The following is a 17,546-nucleotide window of genomic DNA, read 5'->3' as shown; positions in this document are numbered from 1 at the left end:
GCGATGAGGGTCCCGATGGCCCGACGCGAGGCGGATCATCCCCGGGAGTCGTGTGGGATCGTGGGGTTGTGTTCGGAAGGTCGCCCGGCGGCCCCGCTGGCGATGATGGCGCTGTGCGCCCTGCAGCATCGCGGCCAGGAGAGCGCCGGCATCGCCACCAGCGATGGCCACGTGGCGTATCTGCACAAAGGGATGGGCCTGGTTTCCCAGGTCTTCCACGAGGGGATCCTGCGTTCGCTCCGGGGCCATCTGGCTATCGGGCACACCCGTTACTCCACGACGGGGGTTGCCCATCTGCAGAACGCGCAACCCTTCCTCAGTGAGACTCTCCTCGGTCCCCTGGGCATTGCCCACAACGGCAACCTGGTGAACGCGCTTCCGCTCCGCCGGCGTCTTCTGGAACGGGGTGTGGGCCTCTCCTCCGGCAGCGACAGCGAACTGATCCTTCAGATCCTGGCCTCTCCCCCCGAGGCCTGGGGATTTGCGGCGGCTGTGGAGCCCGAGGGGGATCCATGGGTCTCCCGTCTCCGGAGCCTGTTGCGCTTAAGCCCGGGGGCCTATGCCCTGGTCGTTCTCACCCGCGAGGCGATCTATGCCGTTCGAGATCCTTATGGCTTCCGCCCTCTGTGCCTGGGGGAATGGGAGGGAGGATATGCGGTGGCCTCGGAATCCTGCGCCCTGTCTATGATCGGGGCCCGCTATGTGCGGGAAATCGCGCCGGGGGAGATCGTGCGTTTGGATCCACGGGGGATAACGTCCTTCGCCGGAGGCGTCCCCTCTTCCCCTGCCTTTTGCATCTTTGAGTATGTCTACTTCATGCGCCCCGACTCTGAACGGGAAGGGGGAACCGTGTATTCGGCGCGCCTGGCCCTGGGACGTCAGCTGGCCCGGGAGGCTCCGGCAGAGGCGGATCTGGTCATCGGGGTGCCGGATTCCGCCACCGCTCACGCCATCGGCTACAGCCTGGAGAGCGGGATCCCCTTCGTGGAAGGCTTATTGAAGAACCGCTACATCGGCCGCACCTTCATCCAGCCCGACGATCAGGCCCGACGATGGGGGGTCCGTTTGAAATACAGTCCTCTGCGCGAGGTGCTCCAGGGCCGTCGGGTGGTGTTGGTCGACGACTCCGTCGTCCGTGGTCACACCACTCGCCAGCTGGTCCAGCTCCTCCGGGAGGGGGGCGCTTTGGAGGTTCACCTGCGCATTGCCTCCCCGCCGATCCGCCACCCCTGCTTTATGGGGATCGATATGGCGACTTACGAGGAGCTGATCGCCCATCGCCTGGATGAGGAGGGGATCCGTCGTTTCGCCGGCGCGGACAGCCTGGCCTTTCTCAGCCTGGAGGGGATGCGCCGGGCGATCCGGGAGACGATGCCGGTCCCGGAGGGAGGATATTGCACCGCCTGCTTCTCCGGCCGATATCCTGTTCCCCTCCCTGAGGAGATCTGGCGCGATCCCTCGCCAAAGCTCGCCTTCGAGGGGATCCGGAGCGTGCGATGAAGAAGGGGAAACGGGTTCTGGTGGTAGGGTCCGGCGGCCGGGAACACGCCCTGGCATGGGCGCTGGCCCGGTCCGCGGAAGTCGAAGCGGTTTATGTCGCGCCGGGCAACGGGGGGACGAGCTGGCCACCTTCCCCGGAGGCTTCCGATCTGCAGCCGCGGGCCCCTGCGCGTTCGGTGCCCATTCGCTCGGATGACATTCAGGCGCTGATCGATTTTGTGCGTGAGCAGGGGATCGACCTGACGGTGGTGGGCCCGGAGGCCCCGCTGGCTCGGGGGATTGTGGATGCTTTCCGGACGGCCGGCCTTCGGATCTTCGGACCCAGCCGTGCGGCCGCTCGCATCGAGACCTCAAAGGCCTTCGCCAAAGCGCTCATGCGCTCGTGTGGCATCCCCACCCCTGATTATGCCGTGTTCCATGACTTCGAGAAAGCGCGAGCTTATCTGCGTGCCCGTCCGGGTCCGGTGGTGGTCAAGGCCAGCGGTCTGGCGGGCGGCAAGGGCGCCTTTGTATGCGAGAGCTCAGAGGAGGCTGAGGAGGCGCTGTATCGCCTCATGCGCGAGCGCATCTTCGGGGAGGCCGGGGAAACGGTGGTCATCGAGGAGCGGCTGTATGGGTCTGAGCTCTCCTTGCTGGCCTTCAGCGATGGGCGGACGGCCCGGCCGTTGCTGCCGGCTCGAGACCACAAGCGGCTGCTGGACGGAGATCGAGGCCCCAATACGGGGGGGATGGGCGCCTATGCCCCGGTGCCCGAAGTGGGTCCCGACGCCGTCGATCGGGTGGTTCGGGAGATCATGGAGCCCGTGCTGCAGGCGCTGGCCCGCCAGGGAACCCCCTTTGTGGGCGTCCTCTACGCCGGCCTGATGTGGACCGAGCGAGGGCCTTTCGTGCTGGAGTTCAACGCCCGCTTCGGCGATCCGGAGGCCCAGGCCATCCTCCCGTTGTTGGAGACGGATTTGCTGGCGGCGCTGGAGGCTTGCGTGGAGGGCCGTCTCGGCGATGTCGAGCTGCGCTGGCGCCCTGGCGCCTGTGTCACGGTGGTCCTGGCGGCCCCGGGATATCCCGGCTCAGTCCCGGAGGGGCTTCCCATCGCCGGCCTGGAGGAGGCGGCGGCCCAGGAAGGGGTGCTGATCTTCCACGCCGGCACACGACGGGAAGGGGATCGGGTGCTCACGGCCGGCGGGCGGGTCCTGGCCGTCAGCGCGATCGGCGGGCATCTGCCTGAGGCCGCCGCCCGCGCCTACGCGGCGGCGGAGCGCATCCACTTTGAGGGGATGCATTATCGCCGGGACATCGGCCGATCGTCCCCCGCGATCCTATGAGGGGAGGGGGAAATGCCAGCGGAGGCCTACGCGCAGGCTGGGGTGCGCCTGGATGTCGCCCGGGACATTCGAAGGCGGATCGCGGACGCCGTTCGCTCGACTTACGGCTCGGAGGTGATCGCCGGGATAGGGGCCTTCGCAGGCCTCTACCGGGCGGATGCCCTTCGGGGAATGGAGGAGCCGGTCCTGGTCGCTTCCACGGATGGGGTGGGCACCAAGCTGAAGGTTGCGGCTCGTCTGAACCGTTGGGAGACCGTCGGCTACGATCTGGTCCATCACTGTGTCAACGACATCTTGGTGCACGGCGCCCGCCCTCTCTTTTTCCTGGATTACATCGCGGCGGCCCGTCTGGACCCCGAGGTGATCGTCCGTGTGGTGGAGAGCGTGGCGGCCGCCTGTCGAGAGGTGGGTTGCGCGTTGCTGGGAGGAGAGACGGCTGAGCTTCCAGGGGTCTACGCGCCGGGGGAGCTGGACCTGGTGGGCACCATTGTCGGCGTCGTGGAGCGTCCGCGGATCCGGGATGGTTCCCGCATCCGTCCGGGGGACCGCTTGCTGGCGCTCCCCTCCAGCGGTCTTCACACCAACGGCTACAGCTTGGCCCGCAGGGTGCTCGCGGACCAGAACTGGGAGCGGCCTCTGCCGGAGCTGGGGACCTCCATCGGAGAGGCTCTCCTGGCCCCGCATCGCTGTTATCTGGAGCCGATTCGGCGTCTGGAGGCTGCAGGCATCGATCTGAAAGGACTGTGTCACATCACAGGAGGGGGCGTGTATGAGAACCTGCCGCGGGTTCTGCCCCCTGGCACCGCGGCCGTCCTCCGTCGGGGGACCTGGCCGGAGCCGCCGATCTTCGGGCTCATCCAGCGCCTCGGGGGGATCCCCGATGAGGAGATGTTCCACGTGTTCAACATGGGGCTGGGCATGCTCCTGGTGGTCCCCCCCTGCGATGTGGAGCCTGCGCAGGCTGTCCTGCCCGGAGAAGTCTGGCTTGTGGGAGAGATCGTGGAAGGAGACCGGACAGTCCGAGTCGAGGCGTGAGCCGTCGGCGCCTATATCCTCGAGGGCAAGCGCAGAGGAGGTGGAAACCCTTGCCCGAAGCGCGAAGCCGGCTGGTGGTGATGATCTCCGGGTTTGGGAGCAACCTGCAGGCGATCCTGGATGCCTGTGCGGCGGGCCGCCTGTGGGCGGAGGTGGTGCTGGTGGTCTCCAACCGCAAGGACGCATACGGACTGGTTCGGGCAGCCCGGGCGGGCGTGCCCACGCTGTATTTCCCCCTGCGTCCCTATCGGGAGCGGGGGCTGGACCGCACCGATTATGATCGAGATCTGGCTGAGCGGATCGCGCCCTACCGCCCGGATCTCATCGTCCTGGCCGGGTGGATGCACATCCTGAGCTCGGCCTTTCTGGATCGGTTCCCCGGCCGGGTGATCAACCTTCATCCGGCTTTGCCGGGGATGTTCCCCGGTCGCGATGCGATCCGACGGGCCTTCGAAGCCTACCAGCGGGGGGAGATCTCCTGTAGCGGCTGCATGGTGCATGAGGTCACTCCGGAGGTCGATGCCGGGCCGGTGCTGGCCCAGGCCGTCGTCCCCATCTTCCCCGACGATACCCTCGAGCGCTTCGAGGCCCGCATGCACGAGGCCGAGCATCGCATCCTCCTCGAGGGGATCCAGCGCGCCCTGGAGCGCATCCGGTCGCGCGGCTTCTAACATGGGGAGGTTCCCCTCTTAACCGGGATCCCCATCTCGGAGTTTACCCACTATGGTTTTGAAATCTCTCCCCGGGATGGCATGTTTTTGGATAAAATTTGAGCACATTTTGGCCTGTAAGATCTTGCATGTTTGGGGCATAATGGATTTGGATGAGAGAAGGGCGTTTCTAAGATGGAATCCCTGAGGAGGACTGCCATGGATATCAATGAAGAGCGTGCCATCCGAAGCGAAATAGAGGGTTTCATCCGGGCCTGGAATGCGGGGGATGTCGCCAAGGCGGCTGCCTTCTTCGCAGCAGATGCCGTCCGCGTGGGGGCTTTCGGAGACATCCAGCACGGGCGGGATGCCATCGCGGGAGCTCTGGACATGTTCCTCCACCACACTATGCCTGGGGTGCGCCTCCGGGTGCAGCCGGGTCCGATCCGCATGCTCTCCCCGGAGTTTGCGCTCACGCAAGGTGAGTTCGAGATCGTGCTTCCGGATGGCTCGATGTGGAAGGGTTATGCCGTGGATTTGTGGGAAAAGAGGGAGGGGCGCTGGCTCATGCTGGAGACCCATCCCAAGATCTTCCCGCCTCCTCTTTCACGCTAAGCGGAGGATGGTGATCCCGGAATAGGCAGTCGTCCGGCATGGAGGCAACGAGGTTCGCGCCATGCCGGACATCCTTTCCCTGAACCCGGAGGGCCTATGCCGTTCACGGATCTGAGCGATCTCTACGGCAGCATCCATGAGGAGGGGATCAACCGCCTCGTCCGTCATGTGATGCGACAGCGTCCCTCGCTGTTCAACTACGCCACTGCCTTTTTCTCGAGACGCCATGACCTGTTTTGCGTGCCCATTGAGGTCGCCCCGGAGGTGAGAGCCGCAGGCAATCCCCTGTTTACAGAGCAGGATCCCCTCCCGGTGTTCGGCGCTCCAACCCCTATCGGATTGAACTGGTGCTTCCAGATCACTGATGTGCGCATCGACTTCCACCCTGGGAACGCGATCGGATTGCCACCGGAGCTGGGCGCGTTGCCGGAACAGCGTCTTGCGCTACGGATGAAGGGGTGCTTCGGACTGGATTGCCCGTCGGAGGATCTCATCCGGGATCTGCTCTCCGCGGTGGAGGTCCTCGCTACCGCTTCAGGGCGGCAGGATCCCTCCCATGCCGTTACCCCCTCCCGCGGTGCCCCTCCATGGACACCGGTCATCCTCCCGACGCGGAAACTGACCTGCTTTTGCCTGGAGCTCTTCGCCGTCGCCCACTTCGAGTGAGGGGCCATCGGCGCCCCGGATTCCCAGTGGCTCAAGCTGCGGCTCGATGGGCTGGAGGTTGTAGACCTTGAGCCGGCGGAGATGGAGGATCTGGTCGAATGCTACACGCGGACCGTGCTGCGCCTCGGCCTCCTGCCGCGGCTGAGCCAGCCGATCGAATCGATGGTCCTGAATCTCACGGATCTATTAAGGAAACAGGGCTTGACCATCGGCCAGCGGGTCACCCTGCAGCCTGCTCCGGCACCCGCAGCTGTCCCCCATAACCCGACAGTGGAATCGGATCAGCTGATGGCCTTCATCAACCTGGTGGTGGAGGAGCTCTGATCATGGCCCACATGACCGTTGCGGTTTCCGAAGGCGTCTTCCGGCGATCCTTTGACCTCCTCCAGCGCAACCTGGTTTTCGAGAAGGCGGATTCTGCGAGCTTCGGGGGCTTCACCGCCGGGTATGATGTGAAGGCGCATCTGGAGGGCGGCTCCGTCGACCTGCGTGCGGATGGGACGATCCGGGTGAAGGAGCTGGATCTCCGATGGGACCGGCTGCGGTTCACGCTGGGACTGAACATCCCGGAGCTCTGCGTGGGCGGCGGCTGCGTCGATATGCCATGGCCGATCCCGGACATCTGCCTTCCCCGCGTATGCATTTTCAGCGGCGATCCTGATATCTCGATCTCGCCCGATCTGGCTGCCTTCGTCGCTCAGGAGGTCAGCTTCACCGCGCGCCTCGTGGTGCGCTATTTCGACGCCGCGCTGCCGCTCCCTTCACCGGATCTCTGCGCGCCGTTGCGGGTTGAGCCACCCCCCGCCCATAACCAGTGGCACATCCATATCGATCCCGAGACCATCGATGTAGATCTGTTCGATTTCCCGGATATCGTGGGCGACCTGATCGAGGACACCCTCACCGATGCCGTGAAGGCCCTGATCCCTGGCGGCTGGGTGCGCGATCTCATCCTGGCCATCATCGGGAGCGTCGCCGACCTGATCCGCACCATCCTCGATATCCCGGATGAGATCGAGGAATGGCTGAGCGATCTCTTCAATGTCAGCTTCGGCCTGCTCGATTCCATCGGCACGGTGATCCTGGATTTCTTCAGCCGTTGCAACCCGCTCTATCGCATGGATGATCCCCTGGAGATCATGCCGGCTTCGAACGGGCTGATCGCGGTGCGCATCCCGGTTCGGAATCTCAGTGTCAGCGTGAACGATGCGGAGATGGTCGTGCAAGCGGATGTGGGAGCTTAACCATGAAACGCAAAAACGTGGTCTTGAACCGCCCGGTCTTCGCTCAGCAGGTCTTCGATAGCCGGTCGCTCACCGTGCTCACCACCCTGTTCCATCGGTTCCCGGAGGCAGGGGATTATGAGCTGACCATCTGGCGGGACGAGCGGATGGTCCATCGGGCTCATGTGCGTGTGAGTATGGAGGGGGGACCTTTACAGCTCCACCTGGACCTCGCCGCGCTGGAGGGGATCAGGGAATCTTACCTTCTGGCATCAGGCGGTGTGATGGGGTTTTGTGTCTCGCGGGGGATCGGACGTTACCGGGTGGAGATCGTTCAACTCACCCATCAGGAGAAGATCGTCAGGTTAGATAGCGGCCACGTCATCCCCGAAGGCGATCTCTTCGCCGTCACCCTGGTGCGCCCGGGCATCTACCGTGTGCTCCAGGTGGGAGGCCGGGGTGAGGGCGAGATTCACGTTCGGCTTCCCGGGAAGGAACGATACCGTCCGGATCAGGTGACCCGGGTGATGGTTGGGAAGGAAGGCGTGATGGAGCCCCGTGTGGTGGAGATCCTCGCCGGTCAGAGTGTGGTGTTCTGGTGCACCATCCCTGCCTCCCTTCGCGTCGAGTGGGTGAAGGCGATGGAAGCGCTCGAACCACCCATCCAGCGCCCACAGCTCACCCGGCGCCAGCCCCGCCAGCCTGCACAGAAGTAAACGCTCCGGCCCAGCACGCTCCTCCGGGGCCATCCCTTCGCCAGGGAGCTCCCTATCGGGTTTCATCCCCAGGGGGAATCGGGCTGTTGCCCACCTGCTGATTATCATACAAGGAAGGTAAGAGTCTGGAAACCACTAAAGCGCGCTGAAGAACAGAAATTGAGCCTGTTTTGATCATTTCTTGGTCTGGACAACGATCATCATGATAAGCAAAAATAAGGGTGATCGGCTCACCGGCTGACGTGCTCCCCCGGTGGCATTCTGGGGAGGAAAGTCAAGACCTCTGGAGAATTTGCGTGGTGCGGACAGACTGCGCTCTCAGAGAGGAGGGAGGCAATGAACCGGTGGATGCGCTTCGGAGTCATCATTGGGCTTCTGGCCCTGGGGTTGCTCCCGGGCGGCGTTCCCAGGGCAAGGGCGGATAGCGGCGCGCGGACCTATGATTTCCTGATCGCCAGCGATTTTCTCTGCGGTTTGGAGCCATCGGCGTGCCCGGCTATCGCGATGGCTGAGAACGGAGATACCGTTGAGATCACTGGTGCAGGGACCTTTACCATTCATCCGGACACGGTGCATGGAGGGGGATCCTTCGCTCATAAGGATGCAGCAGGCCATGTGCTGTTCACCGGCACCTGGACAGCTGTTGAGGTCCTGAGCTTCCACAGCTATGGCAGCGGGGCAGTGCAGGGGCTTCCCCAGGAGTTCGAGGGCGGTCAGCTGATGCTTCGGGTTCTGATGGATCCTGGAGAGCCTGGGGGAGCACGGTTTCCTGCGATCCTCTGGGTGTACTGTCTCCTGGGGGATAAGATCCCTCAAGGACCAGAAGAAGGAATTCGATTGAACGTCCCGGGGGTTCTGAACTTTCAACAAACTGTCAGCGGGTTCACTCTCTTCATCCGACATTAGCGGACTCCACAGGCACAGGATGGATGATCGGCAGCAAGTCGAAGAATGTGGCCCGGTCTGAAAAATTTCCGCCCTGGAGGCTGATGATGTGGCAAACAACCATGTATGGGACCATTGCGCGCTTTCGCCTTAAGCCGGGCATGGAGAACGCGTTGATGGAGCAGCTTCGGGCTTTCGAGGGCTTGAAAGTGCCGGGGTTCATCATGACGTATCTGTATCGAATGGATAGTGATCCCCAGGAATACTATATGGTTGTGCTCTTTCAGGATCGAGCCACCTATATATCCAATGCGGAAAGCCCGGGGCAGGATGCCTATTACCGTAAGATGCGGGCGCTTATGGAGAGCGATCCCGAATGGCACGATGGGGAGGTCGTGATCCGCATTGCGTCCACATCCGGGTTGCGCCATTAAGCTGTAAGGCGCATACCAATCACACAAGGAGAAACTGCCATGTCTGCCATTACAAAAGCAAAGATTGACGAGTTCAAAACGCAGTTCCAGGGGGATGTAGTTCTTCCTGGCGACACTGGCTACGACGAGGTGCGACAGATCTGGAACGCCATGATTGACCGCAGGCCCGCGCTAATCGCCCGCTGCACGCGGCCGGAAGATGTGGTCCAGGCCGTCAAGTTCGCGCGCAAGGAAAGCCTGCTCGTCTCGATCCGCGGAGGCGGGCACAACATCGCGGGCAATGCTGTCTGCGATGATGGCCTCATGATCGACCTCTCGGCGATGAAGGGCGTCCGGGTGGACGCGAAAGCCCGCCGCGCGACGGTCGAGCCCGGCTGCACCCTCGGCGACTTCGACGCGGCGGCGCAGGCGCACGGCCTCGCCACCCCACTGGGCATCAACTCGACCACGGGTGTGGCCGGCCTGACGCTCGGCGGCGGCTTCGGCTGGCTTAGCCGGAAGTACGGCATGACCGTCGATAACCTGCTCTCCGCAGATGTCGTCACCGCGGATGGCAGTCAAGTGCACGCGAGCGCGAGGGAAAACGACGACCTCTTCTGGGGGCTACGCGGTGGTGGCGGGAACTTCGGCATCGTCACCCGCTTTGAGTTCCAGCTCCATCCCGTCGGCCCAGATGTGCTGACTGGGCTCATCGTCTTCCCGTTCGAGCAAGCGAAGTCCGTGCTCACGCAGTTCGCCCGCTTCACTGAAACGATGCCGGACGAACTCACCGTCTGGGTGGTCGCCCGGAAGGCGCCCCCACTGCCCTTCCTGCCCGAGAAGGTCCACGGCAAAGAGGTCGTCGTGCTCGCTATCTTCTATCCGGGCGATCCCGCTAAGGGCGAGAAGTTGATTGAGCCGCTGCGCGGCTTTGGTACGGCGCACGGCGAGTACATTGGCGTGCAGCCGTACACCGCCTGGCAGCAGGCTTTCGATCCGCTCCTGACGAAGGGTGCGCGCAACTACTGGAAGTCGCACAACTTCTCGCGGCTCAGCGACGGCACGATTGACACCGTCATTGAATACGCCGGCAAGCTGCCATCGCCGCAGTGCGAGATCTTCATCGCGGTTCTTGGCGGCCAGGCGGCGCGCGTCGCGCCCGAAGCGATGGCCTATTCGAGTCGGGACGCCAACTACGTGCTCAACGTGCATGGCCGGTGGGAGTCGGCTGCCGAGGACGAGCGTTGCATCGGCTGGGCGCGCGAATTCTTCGCCAAATCACAGCCATTCGCCAGCGGCGGCGCGTACATCAACTTCCTCACCCAAGACGAGAGCGACCGCGTCGCGTTCGCCTACGGTGCGACGTATAAGCGGCTGGTGGAGCTCAAGAAGAAGTACGACCCGACGAACTTCTTCCGGATGAACCAGAACATCAAGCCGGCGTGACGGAAGGTCATGCGCCCAACGCCCAGCATGCATCGGACGGCGCTTCGCGCCGCTGCTGATGCTGGGCGTTGGGCCGCGGGCGGACCGCAGGGTCATCTGGTGTGAGGGAGCTGTGACATGGCACAGATCGGACAGGAGATCACAAACCCCCGGACCGGGTGACGCGTCCGGTTCGTTGAAACGGCGAGTGCGTCCGCCGGTGCGCGGCTCGTCCTCGAGTGCGTGAGCCTGCCCAGCGAGGAACGCGAGCCCGAGCATGTGCACCCGTATCAGACCAATCGGTTCGCGGTGCATCGCGGCGCGCTCCGTTTCCGCATTGCTGGTCGCGAGCGCGTCGTGGCCGCCGGCGAGGAAGTGAGCATCCCGCCGGGCACGCCGCATCACTTCTGGGTTGAGGGCAGCGAGCCCGCCGAGTACCGGCAGGAATTCGAACCGGCCCTGAACACGGAAGCCTTCTTTGAGGCTCTCTTCGGTCTCGCACAGGCCGGGCGGTTGAGCCGGAGTGGGATGCCGCCGGTCCTGCTCCTCGGCGTGTTCGGACAGTCGTTCTGGTCGACCGTGCGCCTCACGCGGCCACCCATATGGGTCCAGTGGTTCACGTTTGCCGTGCTGGGTCCGCTCGGCCGGTTGCTCGGCCAGCGCCTGCCTTCGGCTCGGGATCCTGCCTTCGGCTCGGGATGGCGAATAGGCGAAGAAACGCTCCCAGAAGGCAGGGACAGCCGCTTGTCCCTCATAACGCTCGACATGTGGTGGAGGAGCGATATCTGGTGGAGGAAGTGAACCGCGGACCCAAACAGCGTTAGGCGGCGCAGGACAACAGAAACTTTTGGCGAAAGGAACTTACTGTGGATCAGTCTCAGACGGCAGCCACGTTCCACTGGGCATCCCCACTCGGGGTGAGTGTGATTTGCTTTCCCGTGTCGGGAGTTGTTCATCTCCTGATCGGGACACTCACGCCGATCTTTGTCAACTCAGAATTCGGACGTAGCGCCATCTTCATCTCGCAGCAAACTGACAGCCAGCTCTTTGGGGCAGCTCCGTCCGAACCGCTAAATTAGGAACGCTGATTTTCTGTGCGGAGTTCGGAAAGTGGGAGCAAAGCGGCCGCTATTTTCGATGAGCTCTTTTTGCTTTTTTGCTCCGGCGGGGCGATCATGGGGATGACCCGGCGGGTTAGGGGTAGACCTTGACCCCCATATGAAAGGCGTGAAAAAATGACCTCTCTCTGGCAGGATCGTCTGGCGGCGTGGCGGCAGGAATGGGTGGGACGAACAACTGAACTGGCTTGGTTTCAGGAATCTCTGACGGCTCCAGCGTGGCCGTTCCCGGTGTGGATGGTGACCGGGCCCCCGGGGATCGGGAAGACCGCTCTCCTGCAGGGATACGCCCAGCTCTGCCGGGAGGCTGGAATCCCCATTGTAGAAGTGGATGCCCGGACGCTGGACGCCCAGCCGATCGCTTTCCTCCAGGCTTTACAGCCCCTCCTCCGCGAAGCGCAGAATGGTTCCTCGGGATCCCCACGGGCGGTTTTCCTCCTCGATCATTACGAGCAGCTGATGTCCATTGACCTCTGGTTGCGCAATACCTTTTTCCCTCAACTTCCCCAATCCATGCTGCTCCTCCTGGCGAGCCGGGATCCCCCTTCCCGGATATGGCCCGGGGATCCTGGCTGGTCCAGCCTCATCTTCCTGATCCGGCTCAGGAGTCTGAGTCGGGAAGAGGCGAGTGATTACCTGGAGAAACGGGGGATCCCGAAGGAGCGGAAGCCACCGATCATGGAGTTCGCCCATGGGCATCCCCTTGCGCTGCGCCTTACAGCGGATTGGGCGCTCCAGCACCCGGATCAGCCCTTCCACCCCATGGCAGCTCCAGAGGTGGTTCAGGCGTTGCGGGAGCTGTTTTGCCCCCAGATCCCCGGGCCGGCGCATCGGGCGGCGCTGGAGGCCTGCGCCGTGGTGCGGGCGCTCACGGAGGATTTGCTCAGCGACCTGCTGGATTCCCCGGAGGATGCGCGTGAGCTTTTTGCCTGGTTACAAAGACTTCCCTTTGTGGAATCCCGTCCCCAGGGCCTGGTGCTGGATGATGCGGTCCGGGAGGTCCTGGGCGCAGATCTGTGCTGGCGCAATCCGGACCGATTCGTTGAGCTCCACCGGCGGATCCGCTCCGCCTACATCCATCGCCTTCAGTATGGGCCTCGCGCATGGCAGCCCCGTTTCCTGCTGGATTGTATCTATCTGCATCGAACGAATCCGAAGCTCCGCCCGTTTCTCCGCTGGGAAACTGTAGGCTCCATGTGGGCAGATCGCTTGCGCGAGGAGGATGTTCCTCAACTGGTGGCGATGGTGGAGCGCCATGAAGGCCAGGCCTCCGCGGCGCTGGCCGCCGGATGGCTGAAACAGCAACCTCAGGGCGTGACGGTCTTTCGGGCTTCCGATGGCAAGGTGCATGGCTTCCTGTTGTGGATCACGCTGTATTCAACCGGACCGGAGGATCCACTGTGGGATCCTGCGATGCAGGCGGCCCGCGCCTATCTGGAACAGGAAGCCCCTTTGCGGCCGGGGGAGCGGGCCACACTGTTCCGCTTCTGGATGGCCCGGGAGTCCTATCAGGCCGTCTCGGAGGTCCAGACCCTCTGCTTCATTTGCGCCGTGCAGCACCATCTGAGCACCCCAGGGCTAGCCTTCTCGTTCTTCCCGTGCGCGGATCCAGAGTTCTGGGAGCCGGTGTTTGCCTATATGGGAATGAAACGGATCCCGGCGGCGGATTTCGAGGTGGAGGGACGCCGGTATGGGGTTCATGGCCATGACTGGCGCGTTATGCCTGCAGTCGCATGGCTGAGCTGGATGGCGGAGCAGGAAGTCAGCTTCGAACCTCGTCCCTTTTCCTCCATGGATTGGACCCTTCCTCATATCCGTGTGCTCAGCCGCTCAGAATTCGATGAGGCGGTCCGTGAGGCGTTACGCGGGTTCGGCCGTCCCGAGATCCTGCAGGCAAATCCGCTGCTCCATACCCGGCTCGTGCTCCATCGGACAGGCCTGGACGCTTCGTTGAGCGACCGGATCATGGCCCTTCAGGATCTCATGGGGAAAGCGCTGGCGGCCTGGGAAAAGACGCCGCGGGATCGGAAACTTTACGAGGCGTTGCGTGTGACCTACTTGCATCCCGCGCCCACGCAGGAGCAGGCCGCTGAGCGTCTGAACCTTCCCTTCAGCACATATCGTCGCCATTTGAAGCATGGAATCGCGCGCCTCTGCCAGCGGCTCTGGGAGTGGGAAATCGGATCGGCTTCGGTGTAAGACTCTGTGCCCTGATCGGGGATTTCCGGCACGGAGCCGGACACCAAAGGCGTCCGGCTCCGCATCCTCTGGAGGGACAGGTCCTCCTGAACGGCTTTCTTCCTCCGACCGTTTCGCGGCGGCAGAAGGAGGGCAGGAGGGAGAGACCAGCCCCCGGTGTCGCTTACTGAAGGTTGAACTTGCAGACGTTGCCGAAGTATAGCCCATCGACGGTGCTCACGCGGTCGTTCGGCAGGGCCACGGTGTAGGCGAAGTTGCTCAGGCTCACCGTCGCGCCGCCGGTCGCCACCGACTGGTCAACGGTGTTCCCGGTTTGCAGCCAGTCCGGCTGTTGCACCTCGCGCACGGTACAGGTGGTCGTGCCGGTGGTGGGGAAGCGTAGCGGCGTGGCGAAGGACCAGTCGCCGTTCGCATCGGTGGTGACGGTGGTGTTGGTGCCATCCGTGCACTGGATCTGGATCTGCCAGCTGGCCAAGCCGTTCTCCCCATCGAACCGCCCCAAGGTATGGGCGTCTTCATACTTCTTGCCGCTCAGAAAAGCCTGCACCTTCCCCACACCCTTCCGGACCTTGAAGGCGTCATATTTACAATCTCGGGGCTCGACGGGATAGCCCTTGTCCAGAGAGCAGATCGCCAGGATGTAAACGCCGCCGGGGTTGCCTGTATCGGCGTAAGGGAAGAGGCGGATCAGCGGGATGGAAGCATCGTGAGTCCCGCCGTAGGCGCTAACCTCTCCGCCGGTCACGGTGAACGTGCGGTTCGTGAAGGGATCGAAGTCATCCGAGAGGTTCTTGACCCCGCCGTCATTAGGGTTCGGCTGGCCGCCCGGCTCCAGAACAGCGAAGAAGTAACGACCATCGGGGCCGAGGCCATTGGCCGCCGGCCCGCCGTTCAGCCAGACAAACTCCTTGCCATCGTAGATATTGCAGTTGACGCCGGGGTTGCCGTTCTTGCAGTGGTTGGACCCGTCCACCGCTTCATTGACGGTCGTGTAACCCGCTCCGCTCACGGCAAAAGCTGCGCCAGCCAGAGCTGCCCTGACCCCGATCAGAAGCAATAGCGCGATGCTCCAATAGCTGAAGCGCTTCATCTTCATGGAGACCTCCTCCAGATTTAGGATTAGGAGGTGAAATGGATGCTGAGGTCGATCGGGAACACGGTCCTGCATAGATCCTTGTCTCCCCATGTTCCTGCCCCATCAGCCATCCCTCCTTTCACTGCCATTTTAAAGAAACTTTCTTCTCATATAAAGACCAATTCATAGTCAAAATCGGTCAATTTTATGGTTAAATTTGTTAATCGGCTATAACCATATAACGCCGATTCGCACGGCTCCCCGGGCTCGGGAGGGCATCCCGAAGGCTTGCGATCTTCCGTCGGGAGATCTCCGGATGGGGGGGCTTTGTGTATGATGCACAACATAGAGGTGGAGGATTTTGGTCTCCCCGCCCGTAGCCAGGGCTCGTGCCTCTTTTTACAATCGGGGGGAATTTCCATGCCGTGTGAGGAGGTGGCGATGGCCCGGCAGACCCTTACCGAAGTCGCCCGGGAGGTCCTGGAGCGCAGCAACGGGAAGGCCCCGAAGCCCCTCACCAAACCGAAGGACGTCATCGAGTTCGCCCGCGCCCAGGGCGTGGTGATCGTCGATCTGAAGTTCGTGGATCTGCTGGGGACCTGGCAGCATTTCAGCATCCCCATCACGGCGCTCTCCGAGGAAGTCTTCCAGGAGGGGCTGGGCTTCGACGGCTCCAGCATCCGGGGCTTCCAGTCCATCGATGAGAGCGATATGATCCTGATCCCGGACCCCACGACCGCGGTGGTGGATCCGGTCTGCGAGGTGCCCACCCTCAGCCTGATCTGCGATGTCTACGACCCGGTGACCCGTGAGCCCTACACCCGGGACCCCCGTTACATCGCCCGGAAGGCGGAGGAATATCTGAAGCGGAGCGGGATCGCCGATGTCAGCTACTGGGGCCCGGAGGTGGAGTTCTTCATCTTCGACAACATCCGATTCGATCAGGGGGCGCATTACGGCTTCTACTTCATCGATTCGGAGGAGGGGATCTGGAACAGCGGCCGGGATGAGGGGCGGCCGAACCTGGGCCACCGCCCGCGGTGGAAGGAGGGTTACTTCCCGGTGCCCCCGGCGGACTCCCTCCAGGACCTGCGCTCGGAGATCGTGTTGCGGCTGATGCAGGCGGGCATCGAGGTGGAGACCCATCACCATGAGGTGGCCACCGGCGGACAGTGTGAGATCGATATGCGCTTCAAGACCCTCACCCGCATGGCCGATCAGGTGCTGATGTATAAATACATCATCAAGAACGTGGCCCGGGCCCACGGGAAGACGGCCACTTTCATGCCCAAGCCGCTCTTCGGGGACAACGGCTCGGGGATGCACGTGCACCAGAGCCTCTGGAAGGAAGGCCGCAACCTGTTCTGGGACGAGCGGGGCTACGCCGGCCTCTCGGAGCTGGCCCGCTATTACATCGGCGGGATCCTCTACCACACGCCGGCCCTCCTGGCCTTCTGCGCCCCCACCACCAACTCCTACCGCCGTCTGGTCCCCGGCTACGAGGCGCCGGTGAACCTGGTCTACTCCCGGCGCAACCGCAGCGCCGGCATCCGCATCCCGATGTATTCGGATTCCCCTGCGGCCAAGCGGATCGAGTATCGCTGCCCGGATCCTTCGGCGAACCCCTACCTGGCCTTCGCCGCCATCCTGATGGCCGGCCTGGATGGGATCCAGAACCGCATCGATCCGGGGGACCCGGTGGATGTGGATCTTTATGAGCTGCCGCCGGAGGAGGCTCGCAAGATCAAGCAGGTGCCGGGCTCCCTGGAGGAGGCCCTGCGGGCCCTGGAGCGGGACCACGAGTTCCTGTTGCGGGGCGGCGTCTTCACCCCGGACGTCATCGAGACATGGATCGAGCTGAAGCGGAAGGAGGTGGATGCCATCCGCCTCCGGCCGCACCCGTATGAGTTTTACCTCTACTACAGCGCGTAAGGGAGCGGCCTCATCGGACAGGGGGCGGAGGGGAAGCCCCTCGGCCCCCTGTCTGTTTCCGAGACTCTGTATGGAGGGCCGTATGATCGGGATTTTCCTGCGCGGTCTGCTGCTCAGCCTCTCCCTCTCGGTCCCTCTGGGGCCGGGGAACCTGGCCATCCTGCGGGCGGGCCTGCGCAGCGGATGGAGAGGGGCGGTCCTCACCGGTCTGGGGACCGTGGCCGGGGATCTTACCTATTTCACCCTGAGCCTGGCAGGGGCGGCGACCCTGCTGGTGCGGTGGCCGGCGCTGGGGACGGCCATGGCGGCGGCGGGGGCTGTGTTGCTGATCGGGCTGGGGATGTTGACGTTGCGGGATGCGTGGCGAGGGATGTCTGTCTCCTGGGAGGCGGGAGCTTCCTCCTCTCGGCTGTTCCTGACCGGCCTGGCCATCACCCTGACCAACCCGATGGTCCTTCTCTGGTTCGCCGCCATCGCCTCCACCATGCTCCGCCTGGGGATCCCGGAGGTCACGCCGACCGCGGTGGCGGTGTTCTACGGCGGCTTCACCGCAGGGAGCCTCCTCTGGGTGGGTCTGCTGGGCCTGGTGGCCCACGGCGGGGTCCGAAGGCTTTCGCCTCCGGTGTTGCGGGCGCTGACCCTCCTGTGCGGGCTGACGTTGCTGGCAATGGGTGGATGGAGCGGGCTGCGGTTGCTCGCATCGCTGGGGTGAACGAGGGGAACCGCCCCTCGCGGTCCCTGAGGCCACGGTCGCCCTGGCGATCGGAGACTT

At 63.4% G+C, this 17,546-nt stretch carries 17 protein-coding genes; 16 read left to right on the top strand and 1 reads right to left on the bottom strand.

Features of this window, described 5'->3' with window-relative positions:
• Positions 1-3 precede the first annotated feature (3 nt).
• The 14 genes from purF (at position 4) to KNN16_RS06275 (ending at position 13,767) form a co-directional block, all read left to right on the top strand.
• Positions 4-1,500: an amidophosphoribosyltransferase gene (gene purF, locus KNN16_RS06340; RefSeq protein WP_303900101.1), complete on the top strand. Its 1,497-nt coding sequence runs from the start codon at positions 4-6 to the stop codon at positions 1,498-1,500.
• On the top strand, positions 1,497-2,822 hold the full coding sequence (gene purD, locus KNN16_RS06335; RefSeq protein WP_303900099.1) for a phosphoribosylamine--glycine ligase: 1,326 nt from the start codon (positions 1,497-1,499) through the stop codon (positions 2,820-2,822). Before purF ends, purD begins: the two co-directional genes overlap by 4 nt.
• Before the next feature lie 12 nt (positions 2,823-2,834).
• Positions 2,835-3,857: a phosphoribosylformylglycinamidine cyclo-ligase gene (purM, locus tag KNN16_RS06330; protein WP_303900097.1), complete on the top strand. Its 1,023-nt coding sequence runs from the start codon at positions 2,835-2,837 to the stop codon at positions 3,855-3,857.
• A 50-nt stretch (positions 3,858-3,907) separates the two neighbouring features.
• Positions 3,908-4,528: a phosphoribosylglycinamide formyltransferase gene (purN, locus tag KNN16_RS06325; protein ID WP_303900096.1), complete on the top strand. Its 621-nt coding sequence runs from the start codon at positions 3,908-3,910 to the stop codon at positions 4,526-4,528.
• A 198-nt stretch (positions 4,529-4,726) separates the two neighbouring features.
• A complete protein-coding gene (locus KNN16_RS06320; RefSeq protein WP_303900094.1) occupies positions 4,727-5,122 on the top strand; it encodes an SgcJ/EcaC family oxidoreductase in 396 nt (131 codons plus the stop codon).
• A gap of 96 nt (positions 5,123-5,218) precedes the next feature.
• Positions 5,219-5,788, top strand: a complete 570-nt coding sequence (locus KNN16_RS06315) for a hypothetical protein (RefSeq protein WP_303900092.1) — start codon at positions 5,219-5,221, stop codon at positions 5,786-5,788.
• A gap of 81 nt (positions 5,789-5,869) precedes the next feature.
• Entirely contained in the window at positions 5,870-6,112 is a 243-nt protein-coding gene (locus KNN16_RS06310) for a hypothetical protein (protein ID WP_303900091.1), read from the top strand.
• Positions 6,113-6,114: 2 nt separating this feature from the next.
• Positions 6,115-7,032, top strand: a complete 918-nt coding sequence (locus KNN16_RS06305) for a hypothetical protein (protein ID WP_303900088.1) — start codon at positions 6,115-6,117, stop codon at positions 7,030-7,032.
• A gap of 2 nt (positions 7,033-7,034) precedes the next feature.
• A complete protein-coding gene (locus KNN16_RS06300; protein WP_303900087.1) occupies positions 7,035-7,727 on the top strand; it encodes a hypothetical protein in 693 nt (230 codons plus the stop codon).
• Positions 7,728-8,063: 336 nt separating this feature from the next.
• Positions 8,064-8,633, top strand: coding sequence for a hypothetical protein (locus KNN16_RS06295; protein WP_303900085.1), 570 nt, complete (start codon positions 8,064-8,066; stop codon positions 8,631-8,633).
• 23 nt (positions 8,634-8,656) lie between these two features.
• Positions 8,657-9,046, top strand: coding sequence for a putative quinol monooxygenase (locus tag KNN16_RS06290; RefSeq protein WP_303900083.1), 390 nt, complete (start codon positions 8,657-8,659; stop codon positions 9,044-9,046).
• A gap of 39 nt (positions 9,047-9,085) precedes the next feature.
• The gene (locus KNN16_RS06285) at positions 9,086-10,471 is read left to right on the top strand and encodes an FAD-binding oxidoreductase (protein WP_303900081.1); all 1,386 of its coding nucleotides are present in this window, start codon (positions 9,086-9,088) and stop codon (positions 10,469-10,471) included.
• Positions 10,472-10,693: 222 nt separating this feature from the next.
• On the top strand, positions 10,694-11,251 hold the full coding sequence (locus tag KNN16_RS06280; protein ID WP_303900080.1) for a cupin domain-containing protein: 558 nt from the start codon (positions 10,694-10,696) through the stop codon (positions 11,249-11,251).
• A gap of 434 nt (positions 11,252-11,685) precedes the next feature.
• Positions 11,686-13,767, top strand: coding sequence for an ATP-binding protein (locus tag KNN16_RS06275; RefSeq protein ID WP_303900079.1), 2,082 nt, complete (start codon positions 11,686-11,688; stop codon positions 13,765-13,767).
• A gap of 163 nt (positions 13,768-13,930) precedes the next feature.
• On the opposite strand, the gene KNN16_RS06270 is transcribed toward KNN16_RS06275, so the two are convergent.
• Positions 13,931-14,863, bottom strand: a complete 933-nt coding sequence (locus KNN16_RS06270; RefSeq protein WP_303900077.1) for a hypothetical protein — start codon at positions 14,861-14,863, stop codon at positions 13,931-13,933.
• Between the two features lie 420 nt (positions 14,864-15,283).
• Here KNN16_RS06270 and glnA point away from each other — a divergent pair, with 420 nt between their 5' ends.
• The gene (gene glnA / locus KNN16_RS06265; RefSeq protein WP_299284737.1) at positions 15,284-16,774 is read left to right on the top strand and encodes a type I glutamate--ammonia ligase; all 1,491 of its coding nucleotides are present in this window, start codon (positions 15,284-15,286) and stop codon (positions 16,772-16,774) included.
• Positions 16,775-16,856: 82 nt separating this feature from the next.
• Positions 16,857-17,486 carry a LysE family transporter gene (locus KNN16_RS06260; RefSeq protein WP_303900075.1) on the top strand — a complete coding sequence of 210 codons (630 nt, stop codon included), beginning with the start codon at positions 16,857-16,859 and terminating at the stop codon, positions 17,484-17,486.
• The last annotated feature ends 60 nt before the right edge of the window (positions 17,487-17,546 follow it).

It is taken from the genome of Thermoflexus hugenholtzii, from assembly GCF_018771565.1.
Classification (GTDB): domain Bacteria; phylum Chloroflexota; class Anaerolineae; order Thermoflexales; family Thermoflexaceae; genus Thermoflexus; species Thermoflexus hugenholtzii_A.
The sequence above is the reverse complement of the archived record's forward strand: the minus strand, read 5'-3'. Positions and strand labels throughout refer to the sequence as shown.